This is a genomic window from Nocardia aurantia (genome assembly GCF_009604425.1).
GTDB lineage: Bacteria > Actinomycetota > Actinomycetes > Mycobacteriales > Mycobacteriaceae > Nocardia > Nocardia aurantia.
Genome location: NZ_WEGI01000008.1, coordinates 140,551 through 156,590, shown reverse-complemented (window position 1 = coordinate 156,590; position 16,040 = coordinate 140,551). Strand labels below are relative to the sequence as shown.

The window sequence follows — 16,040 nt, the reverse complement described above, 5'->3', positions numbered from 1 at the left end:
TAGCGGGTGCTAGCCGGTCCCGGCGCGCCGGGTACCCCGGCGGGGCCGGCGCTGCGCCTCCAGCCGCATCCGCTCGGCCAGATCCGCGGGCACATATCCCACGATCTCGGTGCGCGAGTTGATCATCAGCTTCTGCCGGATGGTGGCCACCTGAGCGTCGACCGTGCGCACGGAGCTGCGGCGGCGGGCCGCGATGGCGCTGTTGGACCAGCCCGCCGCGGCCAGGATCGCGACATCGCGCTCGGCCCGGGACAGCACCGTCCAGCGGGTGGGCTCGTCGGGGGTGAACGTCTCGTCGGCGGACTGCGCCTGCAGCCCGTACTGCCGCAGCTGGTCGAATTCCGGCCGCAGCCGGGCGCCCTGATTCTCCGCCGCCGCGTAGGCCGGCGCGCCGAGCAGTGCCGCGGAAACCTGTGCGGCCAGCTCGATTTCGATCGAGAGCAACGGGATCTGATCGATCGCCACACCCATCACCCGATGGCAGGTGCGCAGTGCGCCCACCAGCTGGGCCACCCGGGCCGCCACCCGCAGCGCCTCCGGCCCGCCGCCGTCGCCGGCCGACAGATGACCCGCCAGCCGGGCCGTCATCGCCGCGATGCGCGCGCCGACCGCGAGGCTGGCCGTCCACATGTCGCCCTCGATCAGATGGTGTTCCAGGACGTCGCCGGTGAGTTCGAAAGCCTCGTCGGTGCGGCCGTTCTTGGCCAGTGCGATCGCGCGGGCCAGCATCGCCCACGCCCGGGTCAGATCCGAGCCCGACGACCGTGACCGCTCCAGATAGTTCGCGGTGGCCGCCAGCGCCACCGGGCCCTCGGCGGTGAAGGCCGAGGCGATGGCGACCAGCATGGCGCTGACCTCGGACCCGGTCCGGTCGCCGGACACCGTGAACTTGTCCCGGGCCCGGGCGAGCACCGCGACGGCCCGCGGATCGCGGCGGGTGAGCATCAGCTCGGTGCCCCACATCCACTCCACCGGCGCGGGCAGGCCCATGTCCCGTTCGGGCGCCTCGCGCCAGTCCGGCGGCAGCGGCCCGCAGGCCGCGGCGGCCGCGTCGAGCAACCGGCCCGCGGCGCCGACCCGGCCCTCCCACAACGCGATCCAGCCCAGCACGGCCATCGCGCCGAGCCGCAGATCCAGCGACGCCAGGCCGGCCGGCGCGGTCGCGGTCAGGGCGTGCTCGGTGAGCCGGGTGAGCGCCGGGCCGTCGACCGTCACGAACGGCACCCACATCCACAGCAGTGCGGTGGCTATCTCCAGCCCGACCACCGCCTCGACCGGATCGGACAGTCCGCTCTCGACGGCCACGAAGATGTCGTCCCAGCCGGACTGCGAGCGGTCGAGCCAGGTCTGATCCTGTGGCTTGTCCCAGACAAACTGTCCCGCAACGAGTTTGTCGCGCCAGTAGCGGCGGTGCCGGGCGGCGGTGCGGGCGACGTCGTCCGGGTCGCGCCGGGACATCCGGTCCCGTGCGAACACTCGCACGCTCTCCACCAGATACCACTGCGCGACATCGGAACTCAGATGCGTGGACAGCAGCGAACATTCGGCGAGCCGTTCCAGCAGCGACTGCACCACCGCCGCGGGCAGGTCCGCGTCCGCGCACACCGCGATGGCGGCGTCGGCGGTGATGCCGTTGCGCAGGGTCTGCTCGTCGTCGGTGACGTATCCGGCCGCGAAGGTCGACAACCGTTCCAGCAGCAGCTGTTCCTGCGGACCGCACAGGTCGAAGGACCAGGCCACCACGTCGTAGACGCCGCGATGCCGGGGCTCGACCCCCAGCCGCGGCCCGTGCGACCAGCGCAACCGCTGATCGTCGCGATCGCCGCTGAGTTCGCGCAGCACCGTCTGCGGCGGCTGATAGCGCAGCCGGGCCGCGGCGAGCCGGATGAACAGCGGATTGTGATCGACGCGGCGGCAGATCTCCTCGATGATCTCCCACTGGTCCTCGTCGGTGACGGTGCGGCCGGTGAGCTGCATCCGCTGCTGGAACAACTGCACCGAATGCGGAACCGACAACGGCGGCACCGCGACCAGATACTCGTCGACCCAGCCGATCGGCTCCCGGCTGGTGGCCAGCACGGTCAGGCCGGGCACCGCCTCCAGCAGCGCGGTGATGGTCGCGCCGACCTCGTAGAGGACGTGTTCGCAGTTGTCCAGCACCAGGATTCGATGATCCTCGGGGTCGCCGCCGGTGACCGACGGGACACCGGACTCCATCCGATGCCCGGCCGCGGGATCGATGGACGCCGCCGAGCGCACCGTCTCCTCGATGCCGGCGCCGGCCACGAGTTCGGCCAGCGCGGCCCAGAACACGGGGACGTGATCGCGCCGGTGTAACCGGCCCGCGGCCTCCGCGGCCAGCCGGGTCTTGCCGATGCCGCCGGGGCCGGTGAGGGTGATCAGCCGGGCGCCCCCGGACAGCAGGGCGTCGACCCGGTCCAATTCCGGTCTCCTGCCGATGAATCCACCGGTCGCCGCCGAGGGAATGTCATCACCACCTACTGCCACAACTAACCGAAGTTAGTCGACGCGCGACCCGCACGCCCGCGAATAGTCGTTTCACACCACGCCTTCCGACCGGCCGCGCCGCGGGGCCACAGTGATCATCCAGCCGTTCCGGCCGCCGTACCGGTGCCCGCGGCCCGATCCGGGCGACGGCCGAGAACCGCTATGCCGCGGAAACCGGCTGCCGATAGTGCATTCCGACCACCGCGCTGTCGAAGGTGGTGACGTCGACGAGCCGCAAACCGGTGGTGTCGACGGTGGACGGGAACAGCGGCACCCCACCGCCGAGCCGGATCGGGTGGACGAACAGCCGGTACTCGTCGACCAGGCCGTGCCGCAGGAACACCGAGGCGATCTCGGCGCCGCCGAACAGCACCATCCGCAGATCGGATTCGGCCCGCAGCGCCGCCACCTCCGCCACCGGCCGGTCGGCGACGATCCGGGTGTTCCACTCCGCCCGGCGCAGGGTGCGGGAGAACACGATCTTCGGCTTCTGCTTCCAGCACCGGGCGAAATCGACGTAGAACGGGGAGATCGCGGGGTCCTGGTCGGCCGTGGGCCAGAAGCCCGCCATGATGTCGAAGGTCTTACGGCCGTAGAGGAACAGATCGGCGGCGCGCAATTCGTCCAGATGCGATGCGCACAGTTCCTCGTCGACGACGGGCCAGTGCACCTGCTGGTCGGCGCCCTCCGCGAAACCGTCGAGCGACATCTGCATCCAGAGTGTTACGCATCCCATCGATCGCAGCCCGTCTTCCCCGAGTCGGAAAGACGATTGTGCCTCTTCCGGGCCGGGTGTGCATCCGCAACCGGCGGCGAACCTACTTAAGTAGGTTCGCCGCCGGGAATTCGCCGGGCGAATCCGCGCTCTGCGGAGCGGATTCTCACTACAGCGGAGCGGATTCTCGCTACATCAGGATGCCGTCCACACAGGACCGGCCGCTCCACCACCGGTACTGGTGCGAGCCACCGTCGGACCACTGGTTGATGCCGCCGACCGCGCGCCAGAACACGCTGTTGTTGAACGGCACCGCCTCGAAGACGTAGTCGGCGCCGGACATCACCGAATCGGCGACGCAGTAGTCGAAGAAGGAGGTACCCGGCTGCCAGGCGCCGAGGCTGAATCCGTTGGCCGCGTACTCGTCGGCGCCCGGATTCGGCACGGTGCTGCGGTGTCCGGGCGCGGGGGTGCGGTTCCACCGCACGTACGGGAACGCCACCCCGCAGGTGAAGGACCAGCCACCGGCGTAGACGGTGTCGCCCTGGTCGTAGTTCTGGCCGGCCCACTGGCAGGGAATGCCGTCCGCGGCGGCGCGGGTCGACATGCCACCGAGGCCGAGGCCGACGCCGAGTACGGACGCGACGACCGCTACCAGCAGTGTCAGGACGCGAAGACTGGAAAAGGATCGTCGGATGAAGGTCGGGCCTGCGGTGTGATTGCTCATCGGGGACTCCGTGTCGATCTGGGGGCCTCCGTGTGCCGTTACCCGTCAGGCCGTCACGGAGGTTGTACCCGATTAATGTACCGCTACTCAGCGGCACGTTGTCGACGGAATTTTCCCAATGCTGGGAGTCCGGGCGGGGGGTCCCGGAATCGCCGCGGGTCAGGCCCCGGCGAGGGTGTCCGCGACCTCGCTGTCCTGTCGCAGATAGTGCGCGAGCAAGCGGCCCGTCAGGTCGGATCCGGCCTGGACCGGCGCGGCCCGGATCACCTCCAGTTGCGCCTCCAGGATCGCGCGGTCGGTCGGTCCGCGATCGGACTGCTGGAAGGCGGCCCAGCCGGTGCGGTGGAACAGGTCCGCGAACCGCCGGGCCACCCGGTCGCAGTCGGCGTAGAGCTTCTCGAGCTCGAGCAGCGCCTCGGCGACCGGGACGCCCACGTCGACCATGCGGTCCAGGGCGCGGGTCAGCGGCGGGTCGGCCACCCGGTACGTCGTGGCGTCCACCGGTTCGTACAGCCCCAGCGCGACCACCCGGGCCAGCGCGCTGGGCACGCCGAGATAGCGCTGCTCCAGTTCGGTGGCGGCGATCGTGCCGTTGTCCGGCGTGACGGTCGGTGCCGGCGTGTCGGCGACCCCGAGGATGTGGCCGAGATCGTCGCCCCGGTCCCACGCGTTGAGCAGTTCCTTGATGCCGTTCAGTTTGATGCCGCGGTCCAGCAGCCGGCTGATGGTGCGCACCCGGTTCAGATGATCCGGCCCGTAGAAACCCGTCCGCCCCTTCACCTGAGGCGGCGGTAGCACGCCGCGCTCGTGGTAGACCCGCACACTGCGGACCGTCGTCCCGGCGGCCCGCGCGAGTTCATCGATCGTGTATTCGTCACCCCGCTGCATACCTACAGGAAACCACACCGAAACTGGTGTCGGCCATCGGCGAACCATGGACGAGAACCGCCGTCCTCGCACTTCGGTTTTTCATCACGGAAATTGCGCGCGGAATTCGCCGGAGCCGGACTTCCCGTCCGTGGAAATGCGCTCGATCGGGCCGGCGGCGCGGTCCGTCTACGCTTTTTCGCATGACCGAGCTGCCGAGCGTACGGGTGAGCGTCACGGAACGGGAACGCGCGCTCCGGGAACTGTCCCAGCATTTCAGCGCGGGCCGGCTCGCGTTGCCGGAATTCGACCGCCGGGCCGCGCTGGCGGCCGCGGCGGACACCCGGGCGGACCTGGCGCCGCTGTTCGCCGATCTGCCGGCGCCGGAGGCTCCCCCACCGGCGCCGCACGCGCAGGGTAATCCCCTGCCGGCGGCCGCGGCGTCGGTCGCGGCCGTCGTGGTGCTCGCGATCGTGCTGGCCACGGTGTTCGGCAGCGCCTACTGGCTGTTGCTGGTGCTGTTCGCCGCGCCACCGGTGGTGGCGCTGATCACCCGGTTACGACAGCGCGACGATCCCGCGCGCCTCTGACGGCCGTACGCCGCCGGTATCCGCGACGGCGATCACAGCGGTTCGGCCGCGCCGGTCACCAGCGGGTGCGCGGCCGCACCTGATTCGCCAGGTCGACGAGCCGGTAGCGATGCGCCGGCTCCGGCACCGTCCGTGCCAGCGAGCGCAGGCAGGTCTCCAGGCCGCGGCGCAGTTCCGGCAGGCTGAACCGGAAGCCCAGCAGGCTCGCGTCCGGCCGGGACGGCTGACCGCCGGCGCGCACCCATTCCAGGGCCGCGCCCACGACCACCACTCGCAGCGGCACCGTCCGCAACTCGCCCGGCAGTGATGCCAGCCGCGCCGCGGCGGCCGCGATGTCGCCCTCGGTGATCTCCGTGACCGGCCGCGAGACCAGCAGCAACGAACCGGTGAGGTGAGCCACGGCGTAATGCCGCGACGACGAGGGCACCCGGTCCAGCACCGCGACGGCGCCGAGCAGATCGCCGTCGGCCGCGAGCCGCCGCGCCAGCCCGAAGGCCGCGCTGACCACCCCGTGGTTGATCTGCCACACCCGCCGGTAGCTGTCCACGGCCACGGCGTGCCAGTCCGCGGCGTCGGTCGCGCCGCGATCGGCGCGTTCCTGCAGGGTCAGCTCGGCGCTGGCCGCCAGGGCCAGGGTCGGGGCGATCTCACCGGGCAGCATCGTCTGGACCGTGTCGAAGTGCCGGTAGGCGCGGTCGTGGTGGCCGTCGATCAGCGCCGCGATGCCGACGAACCACTCGATGCGCCAGTCCGCGCCGTACTTGGGCCGCAGGTCGGCCAGCAGCGCGCACGCCTGCATGGTCTGACCGAGGTCCAGATGCGCGCGCACCGCGGTCAGGGTGCCCTCCAGCTCGAACGACGCCGGCTCCGCGATGGTGCCGGTGACGATCCGATCCGCGGTGCGGCGCAAGGAATCCAGCGCGTGCCGGGGGTCGCTGTGCAGCAGGGTGGACAGCAGCGCGGCGCTCGGATCGTCCGGCGAGATCAGCGGCACCGGCAGCGCCGCGGCCACGGCGAACGCGTCCAGTTCCGGGGCTGCCTCGCTGCCGTCGAGCATCCGGTCGGTGCCGTCGATCAGCGTCTCGACGCCGAAATCGCCTCGCATGGTGCCGAATTCGATGGAGGCCTGGGGGTGCTCGCGGCCGGTGTCGATGGCGAGCACCGCGCGCAGCACGCCCGCCAGCTGGGAATGCATCGAATAGGCCGACGGGAACCGGCGGCCCGGATCCGGGTCGGTGGCCCGCCGCAGGCAGCGGTACAGCGCCGGATAGCGTTGCAGCAGCGGTTGTTCCGCCGGGTCGGGCAGGCCGGGCAGGAAGTTGCCGTTGGGGTCCCGGGGCAGGTCCAGCACCAGGGCCGCGAGGGTACGGCCGACGGTGTAGATGTCGGACGCGATGGTCGGCCCGGTCTCGATGATCTCCGGCGCCTGATAACCCGGTGTGCCGTAGATGCTTCCGTAGGACTCGACGGCGGCGACCGCCCCCAGATCGATCAGCTTCACCTCGTCCTCGCCGACCATGATGTTGTCCGGCTTCAGATCGTTGTAGGCGAGCCCGAAGGAATGCAGATAATCGAGTGCCGGCAGGATTTCCATTGTATAGGCAATGGCCTCCGCCACCGGAATTCGATGGTCGCCATGTTCGTCGAGCATCGTCTTCAGCGATCGGCCGCCGACGTATTCCATGACGATATAACCGTCGGCCCCGTCGCGTACCGACCGGTGTTTCACAAAGTTGTGGATCTTCACGATCCCGCTGTGCGTCACTTCCGAAAGGAATTGACGTTCGGCGACCTCGACGACGTGCGCCTCGAAATCCTGTGGATTCTGCAATCCCTTGAGGACCACCCACCGATCGCTCACATTGCGATCGACCGCGAGATAGATCCAGCCGAGCCCGCCGTGCGCGAGACAGCCCTGCACCTCGTACTGCTCGGCCACCAGATCGCCGGGCCGCAGCGCGGGCCGGAAATTGAAGGAGGCGTGGCAGCTCGCGCACTCGCCGGTGACCGGGCCGGGCCCGTGCCCGTCGGTGCGGCCCACCGGCGCCTGACATCGCCAGCAGAACCGCTTGTCCTCGGGCACTTCGGGATTCGGCAGCACCGCCGCGCGCGGCGACACCGCCGGCACCCGCGGGAGCTCCACGAGTCCGGCGCCGAGCCGCCAGGCGCCGGCCCGGGCCCGGGTGACCCGGGCCGAGTTCCCGTCCTCGTCCAGCAATTCCGCTGCGTCGCCGAACAATTCGGCCATGTCCGCCATCACGGCCGCCGCCGGTTCGGCGAGCAGCGCCGCGGGCCCGCGGCCGATGTGCTCGGTGGGACCGGCGTCCACGACGACGCGGCGCGACCAGGGATGCGCCTGGGCCGCGGCGTCCGGCTGGTATCGGGGCACCCAGGTCGTCGGATCGTTCGCGGCCACCTCGGTGCCGCGCATCCGCCGATCACCCCACGGATGCGCTTGCGCCACCGTGTGATCGGATGATTGGTCCGGCATAGGAACCTCTCGAGCCCGGTACCGTTGAGTGGAGCCCTCATTCTGGTCTTCGGCAGTCCGCTGCGCACCCGCATGATTTCCCCGCGATGGGAACAGGTCCGCCCCGCGGGACGCGGGGCGGATCGGACGACGGTTACCGCCGGCGGAAGCCGGCGGCGTACCCCTTATTCGTGGTCCTCCTCGGCGAGCGGACGCTCGGCCAGGACCGGGAACTGGCCGGTGTAGCCGACCCGCTCGTTCGCGATGGCCTGCACCCGCTTGCGGGCGAAGAACCAGCCGATCACGAAGGCCGGGACCACCACCACGACCATCGCGATCACCGCACCGCGCTGCACGTCGTCGTCGCTGGTGGCCATGAGCACCACCACGCCGGCGAGGAACAGCAGGGTCGCGATGCTGGTGTACGGCGCGCCGATCAGGCGGAACGAGGGACGCTCGGCCCGTCCGGTGCGCGACCAGCGCCACAGCTGCAGCTGGCAGACGATGATCGCGGTCCAGGCGGCGATGGTGCCCAGCGCCGACATGTTCAGCACGATCTCGAACGCCTTGTCCGGCACCATCGCGTTGAGGCCGACACCGAGCAGCGCGATCGCGCCGGTGGCGAGGATGCCGACGTACGGCACACCCGTGCTCGACATCCGCGAGGCGATCTTCGGCGCGCTGCCGTTCATCGACATCGACCGCAGGATCCGGCCCGTGGAGTACAGGCCCGCGTTGAGGCTGGAGAACGCAGCGGTCAGGACCACCAGGTTCATGATCGAGCCGGCGCCGTGCAGTCCGAGCTTCGAGAAGAAGGTGACGAACGGGCTCTCGCCGGACTTGAACATGGTGTACGGCAGCAGCAGCGCCAGCAGCACCAGCGAGCCGACGTAGAACAGCGCGATCCGGGCGATCACGGAGTTGATCGCGCGGGGCATGATCTTCTCCGGGTTCTCCGTCTCACCGGCCGCCGTGCCGACCAATTCCACTGCGGCGTAGGCGAATACGACACCGGTGGTGACGGTCACCAGGGGCAGCAGCCCGGTCGGGAACAGGCCGCCGTGGTCCGATATCACCGAGGGCCCGGTGATCTGGCCGTCGAGCTTGAACCGGCCCGCGAGGAACACCACGCCGATGACGAGGAAGGCCACCAGCGCGACGACCTTGATCAGCGCGGCCCAGAACTCCAGCTCGCCGAACCACTTCACCGAGATCAGGTTGATGCTGACCACGATGGCCAGCGCGATCAACGCGATCACCCACTGCGGTATCACATGCGTCGCACCCCAGAAGTGCACGTAGGTGGCGATCGCCGTGATGTCGACGATGCCGGTCATGCACCAGTGGAAGAAGTACATCCAGCCCACGGCGAAAGCCAGCTTCTCCCCGAAGAACTCGCGTGCGTAGGACACGAACGAGCCGGAGGACGGGCGGTGCAGCACCAGCTCGCCGAGTGCCCGCAGGATGAAGAACACGAAGATGCCGCACACCGCGTACACGATGAACAGGCCGGGGCCCGCACTGTGCAGCCGGGCGGCCGAGCCGAGGAACAGGCCGGTGCCGATCGCACCGCCGATGGCGATCATCTGCAGCTGACGCGGACGCAGCGCCTTGTGGTAGCCGGCGTCCTCGGCGGCGAGCGAGTCGGCCGGAGCCGCCGCCGCTGCGGTCGAGTCGGGGGGTCGAACTGTGGTCATGACGTGAACCTTTCACGTGACGGCGATCATATCTGTCATGAATGTACCGTCAAACAACGGCACATTCAATACCGGGCCACAAACGAAACACACTGGAAACGTGCAGGTGGGTGTCCCCGTGAGCGGGAACGCATCCCGTTGATAGTGCCAATGAATATCGGTACGCTCGCCCGGTTACAGGTCGGCCACGCCGGGCGCGACGGCGGGGCCGCACGACGAGGGAGGCGCGCATGGCCTGGTTCGAGCGGGAGTTCATCGCCGTTCCCGACGAGCGCAAACACCAGCTGATCTACAAGTGGCCGGACCAGAATCTGCGCCGCTTCAGCCGCGCACAGGTCGACGCCGACCAGCTGGCGCTGTTCGTGAAGTCCGGCCGGGTGATGGCCAGTATGGGACCGGGCCGGCACCGTATCGACGCCGAGGAGCTTCCGGTGCTCGGCGCGCTGGTCGACGGCCTCACCGGCGGCAACTTCTACCGTGCCGAACTGTATTTCGTCTCCACCCGCGAATTCCCGGGCGTCAAGTTCGGCGGACGGCTGGCCGACATCACCGATCCGGTCAGCGAGCAGGTGGTGACGTTGCGAGTGTTCGGCGAATTCGCGCTCGCGGTGCGCGATCCCGAGCAGCTGATCTCGACGCTGACCGGCACCACCGATCTGGCCGATCCCGGCGCATTACAGTCCTGGGCCGCCGAGATGCTGATGAAGTCGATGAAAGTCGCCGTCACCCAGGGCATCTCGAAGGGCGACTGGCAGGTGCTCGGCCTGTCCGGGTTCCTGCAGCCGATCGAGGCCGCGGTGCTGCACCAGACCAACATCACGCTCTACGAGTACGGACTGCGCATCCCCCGGATGGGCAATTTCGACATCACCCTGGCCCCCGAGGACGCCGACCGGCTCAAGCGACTGGCCAAGGACGTCACCTACATTCGGCTCGCGGGCGGGTTCCAGCCCTATGCCGCGGGCGAACTGGCGCTCGGCGCGGGTCAGGGACTGGCGCACGGCGGCGGCGCGGCGGCGCCCGGATTCCTCGGCGCCGCACTGGGTTTGAACGCGATCCAGCCGCAGGTGCAGACCGCGGCCCCCGCACAGGCCGCCGGTCCGGTATGCGGTGGCTGCCGCACCACCAACCCCCCGGGCGCCAAATTCTGTATGCACTGCGGCAATTCACTGCTCGCCGCCCTGCCCCGGCACTGCACCGACTGCGGCGCCGAACTCACCGCCGGCGCCCGATTCTGCGGCAACTGCGGCACCCCCGCGGCGGGGCGCTGAGGCTCCCACCGCGCCGGGCCCCTCATCCCCGGTGTGGTGGCGTACGGCCCGGGTGACCGATTGTGGTCACCCGGACCGATTATCGTTCGGGCCGAACATCTTCGAGTCCGCCGAGCCGCCAGGCACGTGGCCGGCGCGGCCGCTCGTTCCGCCCGGCCCGCGACCGGTCCGCCCCGGCTACCACCGGAGCGCCTGCCCGGATCCGCCCGGGATCGGCCCGGCCGACGCGAAGCCGGCCGGGCCGTCCAGCTCAGACCACCGCGACCTCGGCGCCGCCGACCATGCCCCGCACCTGCCGGGCCGCTACCGACAGGGTGGCCAGATCGTAGTGATCGAGGGCGAAGATCTGGGCCAGCGCGGCCCGGGAGCGCGCCAGCCGCGAGCGGCTGATGGACTCCCAGTAGGTGATCTTCTCGGCCGCCGACTCACCGGAATCGGTGGCGGACAACACGTCCAGGGTCAGCGAGCGCAGCGAGCCGTACAGGTCGTCGCGGACCGCGAGTCCGGCCAGGGTATGCCAGCGGTCGCCGTGCTCCACCGCGTCGGCCGCGTCGATCAGGCGCTGGATCTCGAAGTGCGCGTCGAGGGCGAAGTACAGGTCCGCCACCTCGGCGGCGTCGCGGTCGGCGATCTCGGCGAGGTCCAGGACGTCCAGCAGGACGGTGCGGTACAGCAGTCCGGCCACTTCTCCGGCCAACGCCTCGGGTGCGCCGCGCCGGATCCAGTCGGCCCGGCGGCGTTGCGCGTCACCGCGTTCGGCGGGTACCCGGCCGGCCAGGGTCCGCACGCCGTCGCGGTAGCGGGCGATGTCGGCGGCGACGGCGATCGGCTGCGGCCGGTTGGCGAGCAGCCAGCGCGCGGTGCGATCCAGGGTCCGGATCGTCTCGGCCGCCAGCGTGTAGCGCGCAGGTTCGGGCATCGCGGTGGTCCGGATCCGCGACCACAGGTCGCGCAGATCGTGGATCTCGACCGCCGCGGTGTACGCGCGCACCACGTCCGCGGTGTCGGCACCCGTGTCCTCGGCCAGCCGGAAGGCGAATGTGATGCCGCCGTGGTCGACCAGATCGTTGATCACCGAGGTCGCGGCGATCTGCCGGCGCAGCGGATGCCGGTCGATCCCGGCGGCGAACCGATCCCGCAGGGGCGCCGGGAAATACGCGGCCGGCACCCCGGCGAAGGCCGCGCCGTCGAGCAGGTCCCCGGTGAGCAGATCGGCCTTCAGCGCCAGCTTCACGTGCGCCAGGATCGTGCTCAGTTCCGGTGAGGTGAGCCCGATTCCGGCCGCGACGCGACGTTCCAGCTCGGCGTCGGCGGGCAGCGCCTCCAGCCGGCGATCGAGGCCGTGCCGCTGTTCCAGTTCGGTCAGCACCCGGCGGTACACCGGGGCCTGTTCCACCGCGCCGGCCCGGGACAGCCCGAGCCGGTGATTCTGGGAGATGTTGTCGCGCAACACGAGTCCGGCGACCTCGTCGGTCATCGAGGCCAGCAGGCCGGTCCGCTCGGCGGCGGGGAGTTCACCGGCGGCCACCGCGCCGTCGAGCAGGATCTTGATGTTGACCTCGTGGTCGGAGCAGTCGACACCGGCGGAGTTGTCGATGGCGTCGGTGTTGCACTTGCCGCCGTGCGCGCAGAACTCGATGCGGCCCAACGGAGTCACACCGAGGTTGCCGCCCTCGCCGATGACCCGCACCCGCAGCCGATCGGCGTTCACCCGGACCGCGTCGTTGGACTTGTCACCCACCTCGGCGTTGGTCTCGGCGTCCGCCTTGATGTAGGTGCCGATGCCGCCGTTCCAGAACAGGTCGGCCGGGGCGAGCAGGATCGCCCGGATCAGTTCCGGCGGGGACAGTTCGGTGGTGCCGACCGGAAGATCCAGCGCGGCACGCACTTCGGGGCTCACCGGGATCGACTTGGCGGTGCGCGGCCAGACGCCACCGCCCGCGCTGATCAGCGCGGGGTCGTAGTCCGCCCACGACGACCGCGGCAGAGCGAACAACCGCTGCCGCTCCCGGAACGAACTCGCCGCCACCGGATCCGGATCCACGAAGATATGCCGATGATCGAACGCCGCCACCAGGCGAATGTGCTCCGACAACAACATCCCGTTACCGAACACATCACCGGACATGTCACCGACACCCACGACCGTGAAGTCCTGGGTCTGGGTATCCACGCCCAACTCCGCGAAATGCCGCTTGACACTCTCCCACGCACCACGCGCGGTGATCCCCATCGCCTTGTGGTCGTAGCCGATCGAGCCACCGGAGGCGAAGGCGTCGCCGAGCCAGAAGCCGTATTGCCCGGCAACATCATTGGCGATATCCGAGAAGGTCGCGGTGCCCTTGTCCGCGGCGACCACCAGATATGTGTCGTCACCGTCGCGGCGCACCACCCGCGCCGGCGGCACCGTCTGTCCCGTGGCGCGGTCGATGTTGTCGGTGAGGTCGAGCAGTCCGGAGATGAAGGTGCGGTAGCAGGCGATGCCCTCGGCCTGGAGCGCCTGGCGGTCGGCGGCGGCGTCACCGGTGGCCGCGGGGGGCTGCTTCACCACGAAACCACCCTTCGCACCCACCGGCACGATCACCGCGTTCTTCACCGCCTGCGCCTTCACCAGACCCAGAATCTCCGTCCGGAAATCCTCCAGCCGATCCGACCACCGCAACCCACCACGCGCCACCGCACCGAACCGCAGATGCACACCCTCCACCCGCGGCGAATACACGAAAATCTCGAACTGCGGACGCGGCCTGGGCAATTCGGCGATCTGCCGCGGATCGAACTTGAAGGACAGGTACTCGGGCCGGTTCCCGGCCGCGTCGCGGCGGAAGTAGTTGGTCCGCAACGTCGCGGCGATCAGGCCGTGCACCGCGCGCAGGATGCGGTCGGCGTCCAGGCCGACCACCGCGTCGATCTCGGCGGAAACCTGTTCCGACAGCGCCGCCGCGGACTCCGCGGCCCGCTCGGGGTCGGCGTCCGGGTCGAATCGCGCGGCGAACAGGTCGGCGAACGAGCGGGTCACCGCCGCGTGCGCGAGCAGCACCCGGGTGACGGTCGCACCGGCGTAGGTGAATCCGGCCTGCCGCAGGTATTTCACGTAGGCGCGCAGAATCGCGATCCGATGCCAGGCCAGCCCGGCGCGCAGCACCAGCTCGTTGAGTCCGTCGATCTCGCTGTGGCCGAACCACATCGCCTGGAATGCCGCCGAAACCAGCTGCCGCACCTCGTCTTCGGCGCCGTCGCTCGGTGCCGAGGACAACCGCAGGCCGAAATCGTAGATCCAGCGCGGTACGCCGTCGGGATGACCGATCCGGTAGGGCCGCTCGTCCAGCACCTCCACCCCGAGGCTGTGCAGGACCGGCAGCACCCGGCTCAACGAGACCTCCGCGCCGGCCACGTACAGCGTGAACCGCCAGCGGTCGGCCGGATCGCCCGGCAGGTGGTGCAGTTCGGTGTCGATCCCGCCCGCGGCCAGCCGGTGCAGCCGCACCGCGTCGGCCAGGCCCCGCGCCGGCTCGTGCTCCTGCTGATAGCCGAGCGGGAAGCCGTCGGCGTACTGCCGCATCACCGACGCGGACAACGCGCCGGAGGCGGTGCGGCGGGAGCGGTCGGCGAAGCGGTCCACCCAGGTCGTGATGGCGCCGAACAGCTCGCCCTGCAACCGATCCCGGCGCGCCTCGGACACGTCGACCGGACCGGCGCCGGGCAGGCGGTGCACCGTGAACAGCAGTGCGGCCAGGTCGGAATCGGTGACCCGGGCCGAGTAGGTCACCTGCTCGCCGGCGAACTCGGCGAGCAGGATGTCCTGCATGCGCCGCCGGGTCTCGGTGGAGTACCTGTCCCGCGGCAGATACACCAGGCAGTACACCGCGCCGGTGCGCGCGTCCCGGCGCAGGAACAGCCGGATCCCGCGCGAGCGGCCGAGATTCATGACGGCGGTGACGGTGTCGGACAACCGGCGCGCGTCGGCGGCGAACAGCTCGCTGCGCGGAAAGGTCTGCAGCAGTTCCAGCATCGCCTGACCCGAGAACGAATCCAGCTCGTACCCGGCGTGTTCGATGACCTGCCGGACCCGGCGCGAGATGACCGGGATGTCGAGGATGTCCTCGTGCTGTCCGGTCACCGTCAGCGAGCCGATGAACACGTGCTGTCCCCGCACCCGGCCCGGCTCACCGGAATCCGATGTGGCGGAGATTGTTTCGAGGTCGGCCACGCCGATCGCGTACAGCTCGGCGGAGACCGGCAGCCCCGACTCCCCCGCCGCGGTCATCCGCAGCACCGGGCGCTGCGCGCCCAGCGCCGGGATCGCGACGTCGGCCGCCGCGTCGCGCAGCACTCCGAGCCCGGTGCCCGGCACCTGCCAGGTACCGGCGTCGTCGGTCGCCCCCACCGGGCGGCAGTAGTAGCCGTAGCCGAGCACGGTGAAGTGCCCGTCCGCCAGCCAGCGCAGCAGCCGGGCCGATTCGGGCAGTTCGGCGCCCACGACAGTGCCGGCGGTGTCGAAAGTGCCGGCGCCGCCGGCGGTGTCGAACGTGCCGGCGCCGCCGGCGGTGTCGAGGCGGTCGGCCACCGATCCGACGGCCGCGAGCATCGCGGAGGTGTCGTCGGCGACGCGCCGGACCGCGTCCAGCACGCCGCTCAGCTCGCGCTCGAGCTCGGCGGCCACCGTACCGGCGGGCCAGCCGCCCAGCTGCACATGCATCCAGGATTCCCGCACGCTGCGGGCGCCGGTGGACCGGTTCGGCGCCGCGCCGCGCTGCTCGTCGCCGAGCACCACCGCCCGCAACCGCCCGCGCGCCGCGCGCACCACGTCGAACACCGGGTGCACCACGTCGGCGACGGTCAGGCCGCGGCGGCGCAGCGTGGCCGTCACCGCGTCGACCAGCAGCGGCATATCGTCGTTGATGATCTGGACCGCGGCGTCGAGACCGGTGCCGTCGCCGGGCGCGTACACCCGGACCGCGGCCGTGCCCGGTTCCCGCGACTGCGCCAGATCACGGTGCGCCGCGAAGATTTCGGCGGCGCGCGCGGTGATCGCCGGCGCGGCCCCGGGCCGGATGCCGCGGAAGTAGGCCGCCTCCAGATCGGTGGGATCGTCGCGGAACACGGTCCCTGTCGTCGAGTGCCCAGTACCTGCCGCCATCGATCCATACCTTCCCGAGTGCCCGGAACCTTCGCGCCCCAATGCTACAACGAAT

Annotated in this window: 9 protein-coding genes; 2 read left to right on the top strand and 7 right to left on the bottom strand. The window is 70.3% G+C overall.

The annotated features are described in order from the left end of the window. Window positions 1-9: 9 nt before the first annotated feature. The 4 genes from NRB56_RS40185 to NRB56_RS19095 form a co-directional block, all read right to left on the bottom strand. Window positions 10-2,508 (bottom strand): ATP-binding protein, encoded by a 2,499-nt coding sequence (locus NRB56_RS40185; RefSeq protein WP_194290908.1) that lies wholly within the window; start codon window positions 2,506-2,508, stop codon window positions 10-12. Window positions 2,509-2,668: 160 nt separating this feature from the next. Next, window positions 2,669-3,244: a dihydrofolate reductase family protein gene (locus tag NRB56_RS19105; protein ID WP_264767046.1), complete on the bottom strand. Its 576-nt coding sequence runs from the start codon at window positions 3,242-3,244 to the stop codon at window positions 2,669-2,671. Window positions 3,245-3,413: 169 nt separating this feature from the next. After that, window positions 3,414-3,950, bottom strand: a complete 537-nt coding sequence (locus tag NRB56_RS19100; protein WP_153344083.1) for a hypothetical protein — start codon at window positions 3,948-3,950, stop codon at window positions 3,414-3,416. Between the two features lie 159 nt (window positions 3,951-4,109). After that, a complete protein-coding gene (locus tag NRB56_RS19095; protein WP_153344081.1) occupies window positions 4,110-4,838 on the bottom strand; it encodes a MerR family transcriptional regulator in 729 nt (242 codons plus the stop codon). Window positions 4,839-5,020: 182 nt separating this feature from the next. Between NRB56_RS19095 and NRB56_RS19090 the strand changes: the two genes are divergently transcribed. Then, window positions 5,021-5,407 carry a DUF1707 domain-containing protein gene (locus NRB56_RS19090; protein WP_153344080.1) on the top strand — a complete coding sequence of 129 codons (387 nt, stop codon included), beginning with the start codon at window positions 5,021-5,023 and terminating at the stop codon, window positions 5,405-5,407. A gap of 55 nt (window positions 5,408-5,462) precedes the next feature. Here NRB56_RS19090 and NRB56_RS19085 read toward each other — a convergent pair whose 3' ends face one another. Continuing rightward, on the bottom strand, window positions 5,463-7,898 hold the full coding sequence (locus NRB56_RS19085) for a serine/threonine-protein kinase (RefSeq protein ID WP_153344078.1): 2,436 nt from the start codon (window positions 7,896-7,898) through the stop codon (window positions 5,463-5,465). 164 nt (window positions 7,899-8,062) lie between these two features. Continuing rightward, window positions 8,063-9,574, bottom strand: a complete 1,512-nt coding sequence (locus tag NRB56_RS19080; protein WP_153344076.1) for an amino acid permease — start codon at window positions 9,572-9,574, stop codon at window positions 8,063-8,065. A 230-nt stretch (window positions 9,575-9,804) separates the two neighbouring features. Between NRB56_RS19080 and NRB56_RS19075 the strand changes: the two genes are divergently transcribed. Beyond that, complete coding sequence (locus tag NRB56_RS19075) at window positions 9,805-10,845, top strand: SPFH domain-containing protein (RefSeq protein WP_153344074.1); 1,041 nt, start codon at window positions 9,805-9,807, stop codon at window positions 10,843-10,845. A gap of 250 nt (window positions 10,846-11,095) precedes the next feature. Here NRB56_RS19075 and NRB56_RS19070 read toward each other — a convergent pair whose 3' ends face one another. After that, window positions 11,096-15,985 (bottom strand): NAD-glutamate dehydrogenase, encoded by a 4,890-nt coding sequence (locus NRB56_RS19070; protein ID WP_153344072.1) that lies wholly within the window; start codon window positions 15,983-15,985, stop codon window positions 11,096-11,098. Window positions 15,986-16,040 lie beyond the last annotated feature (55 nt).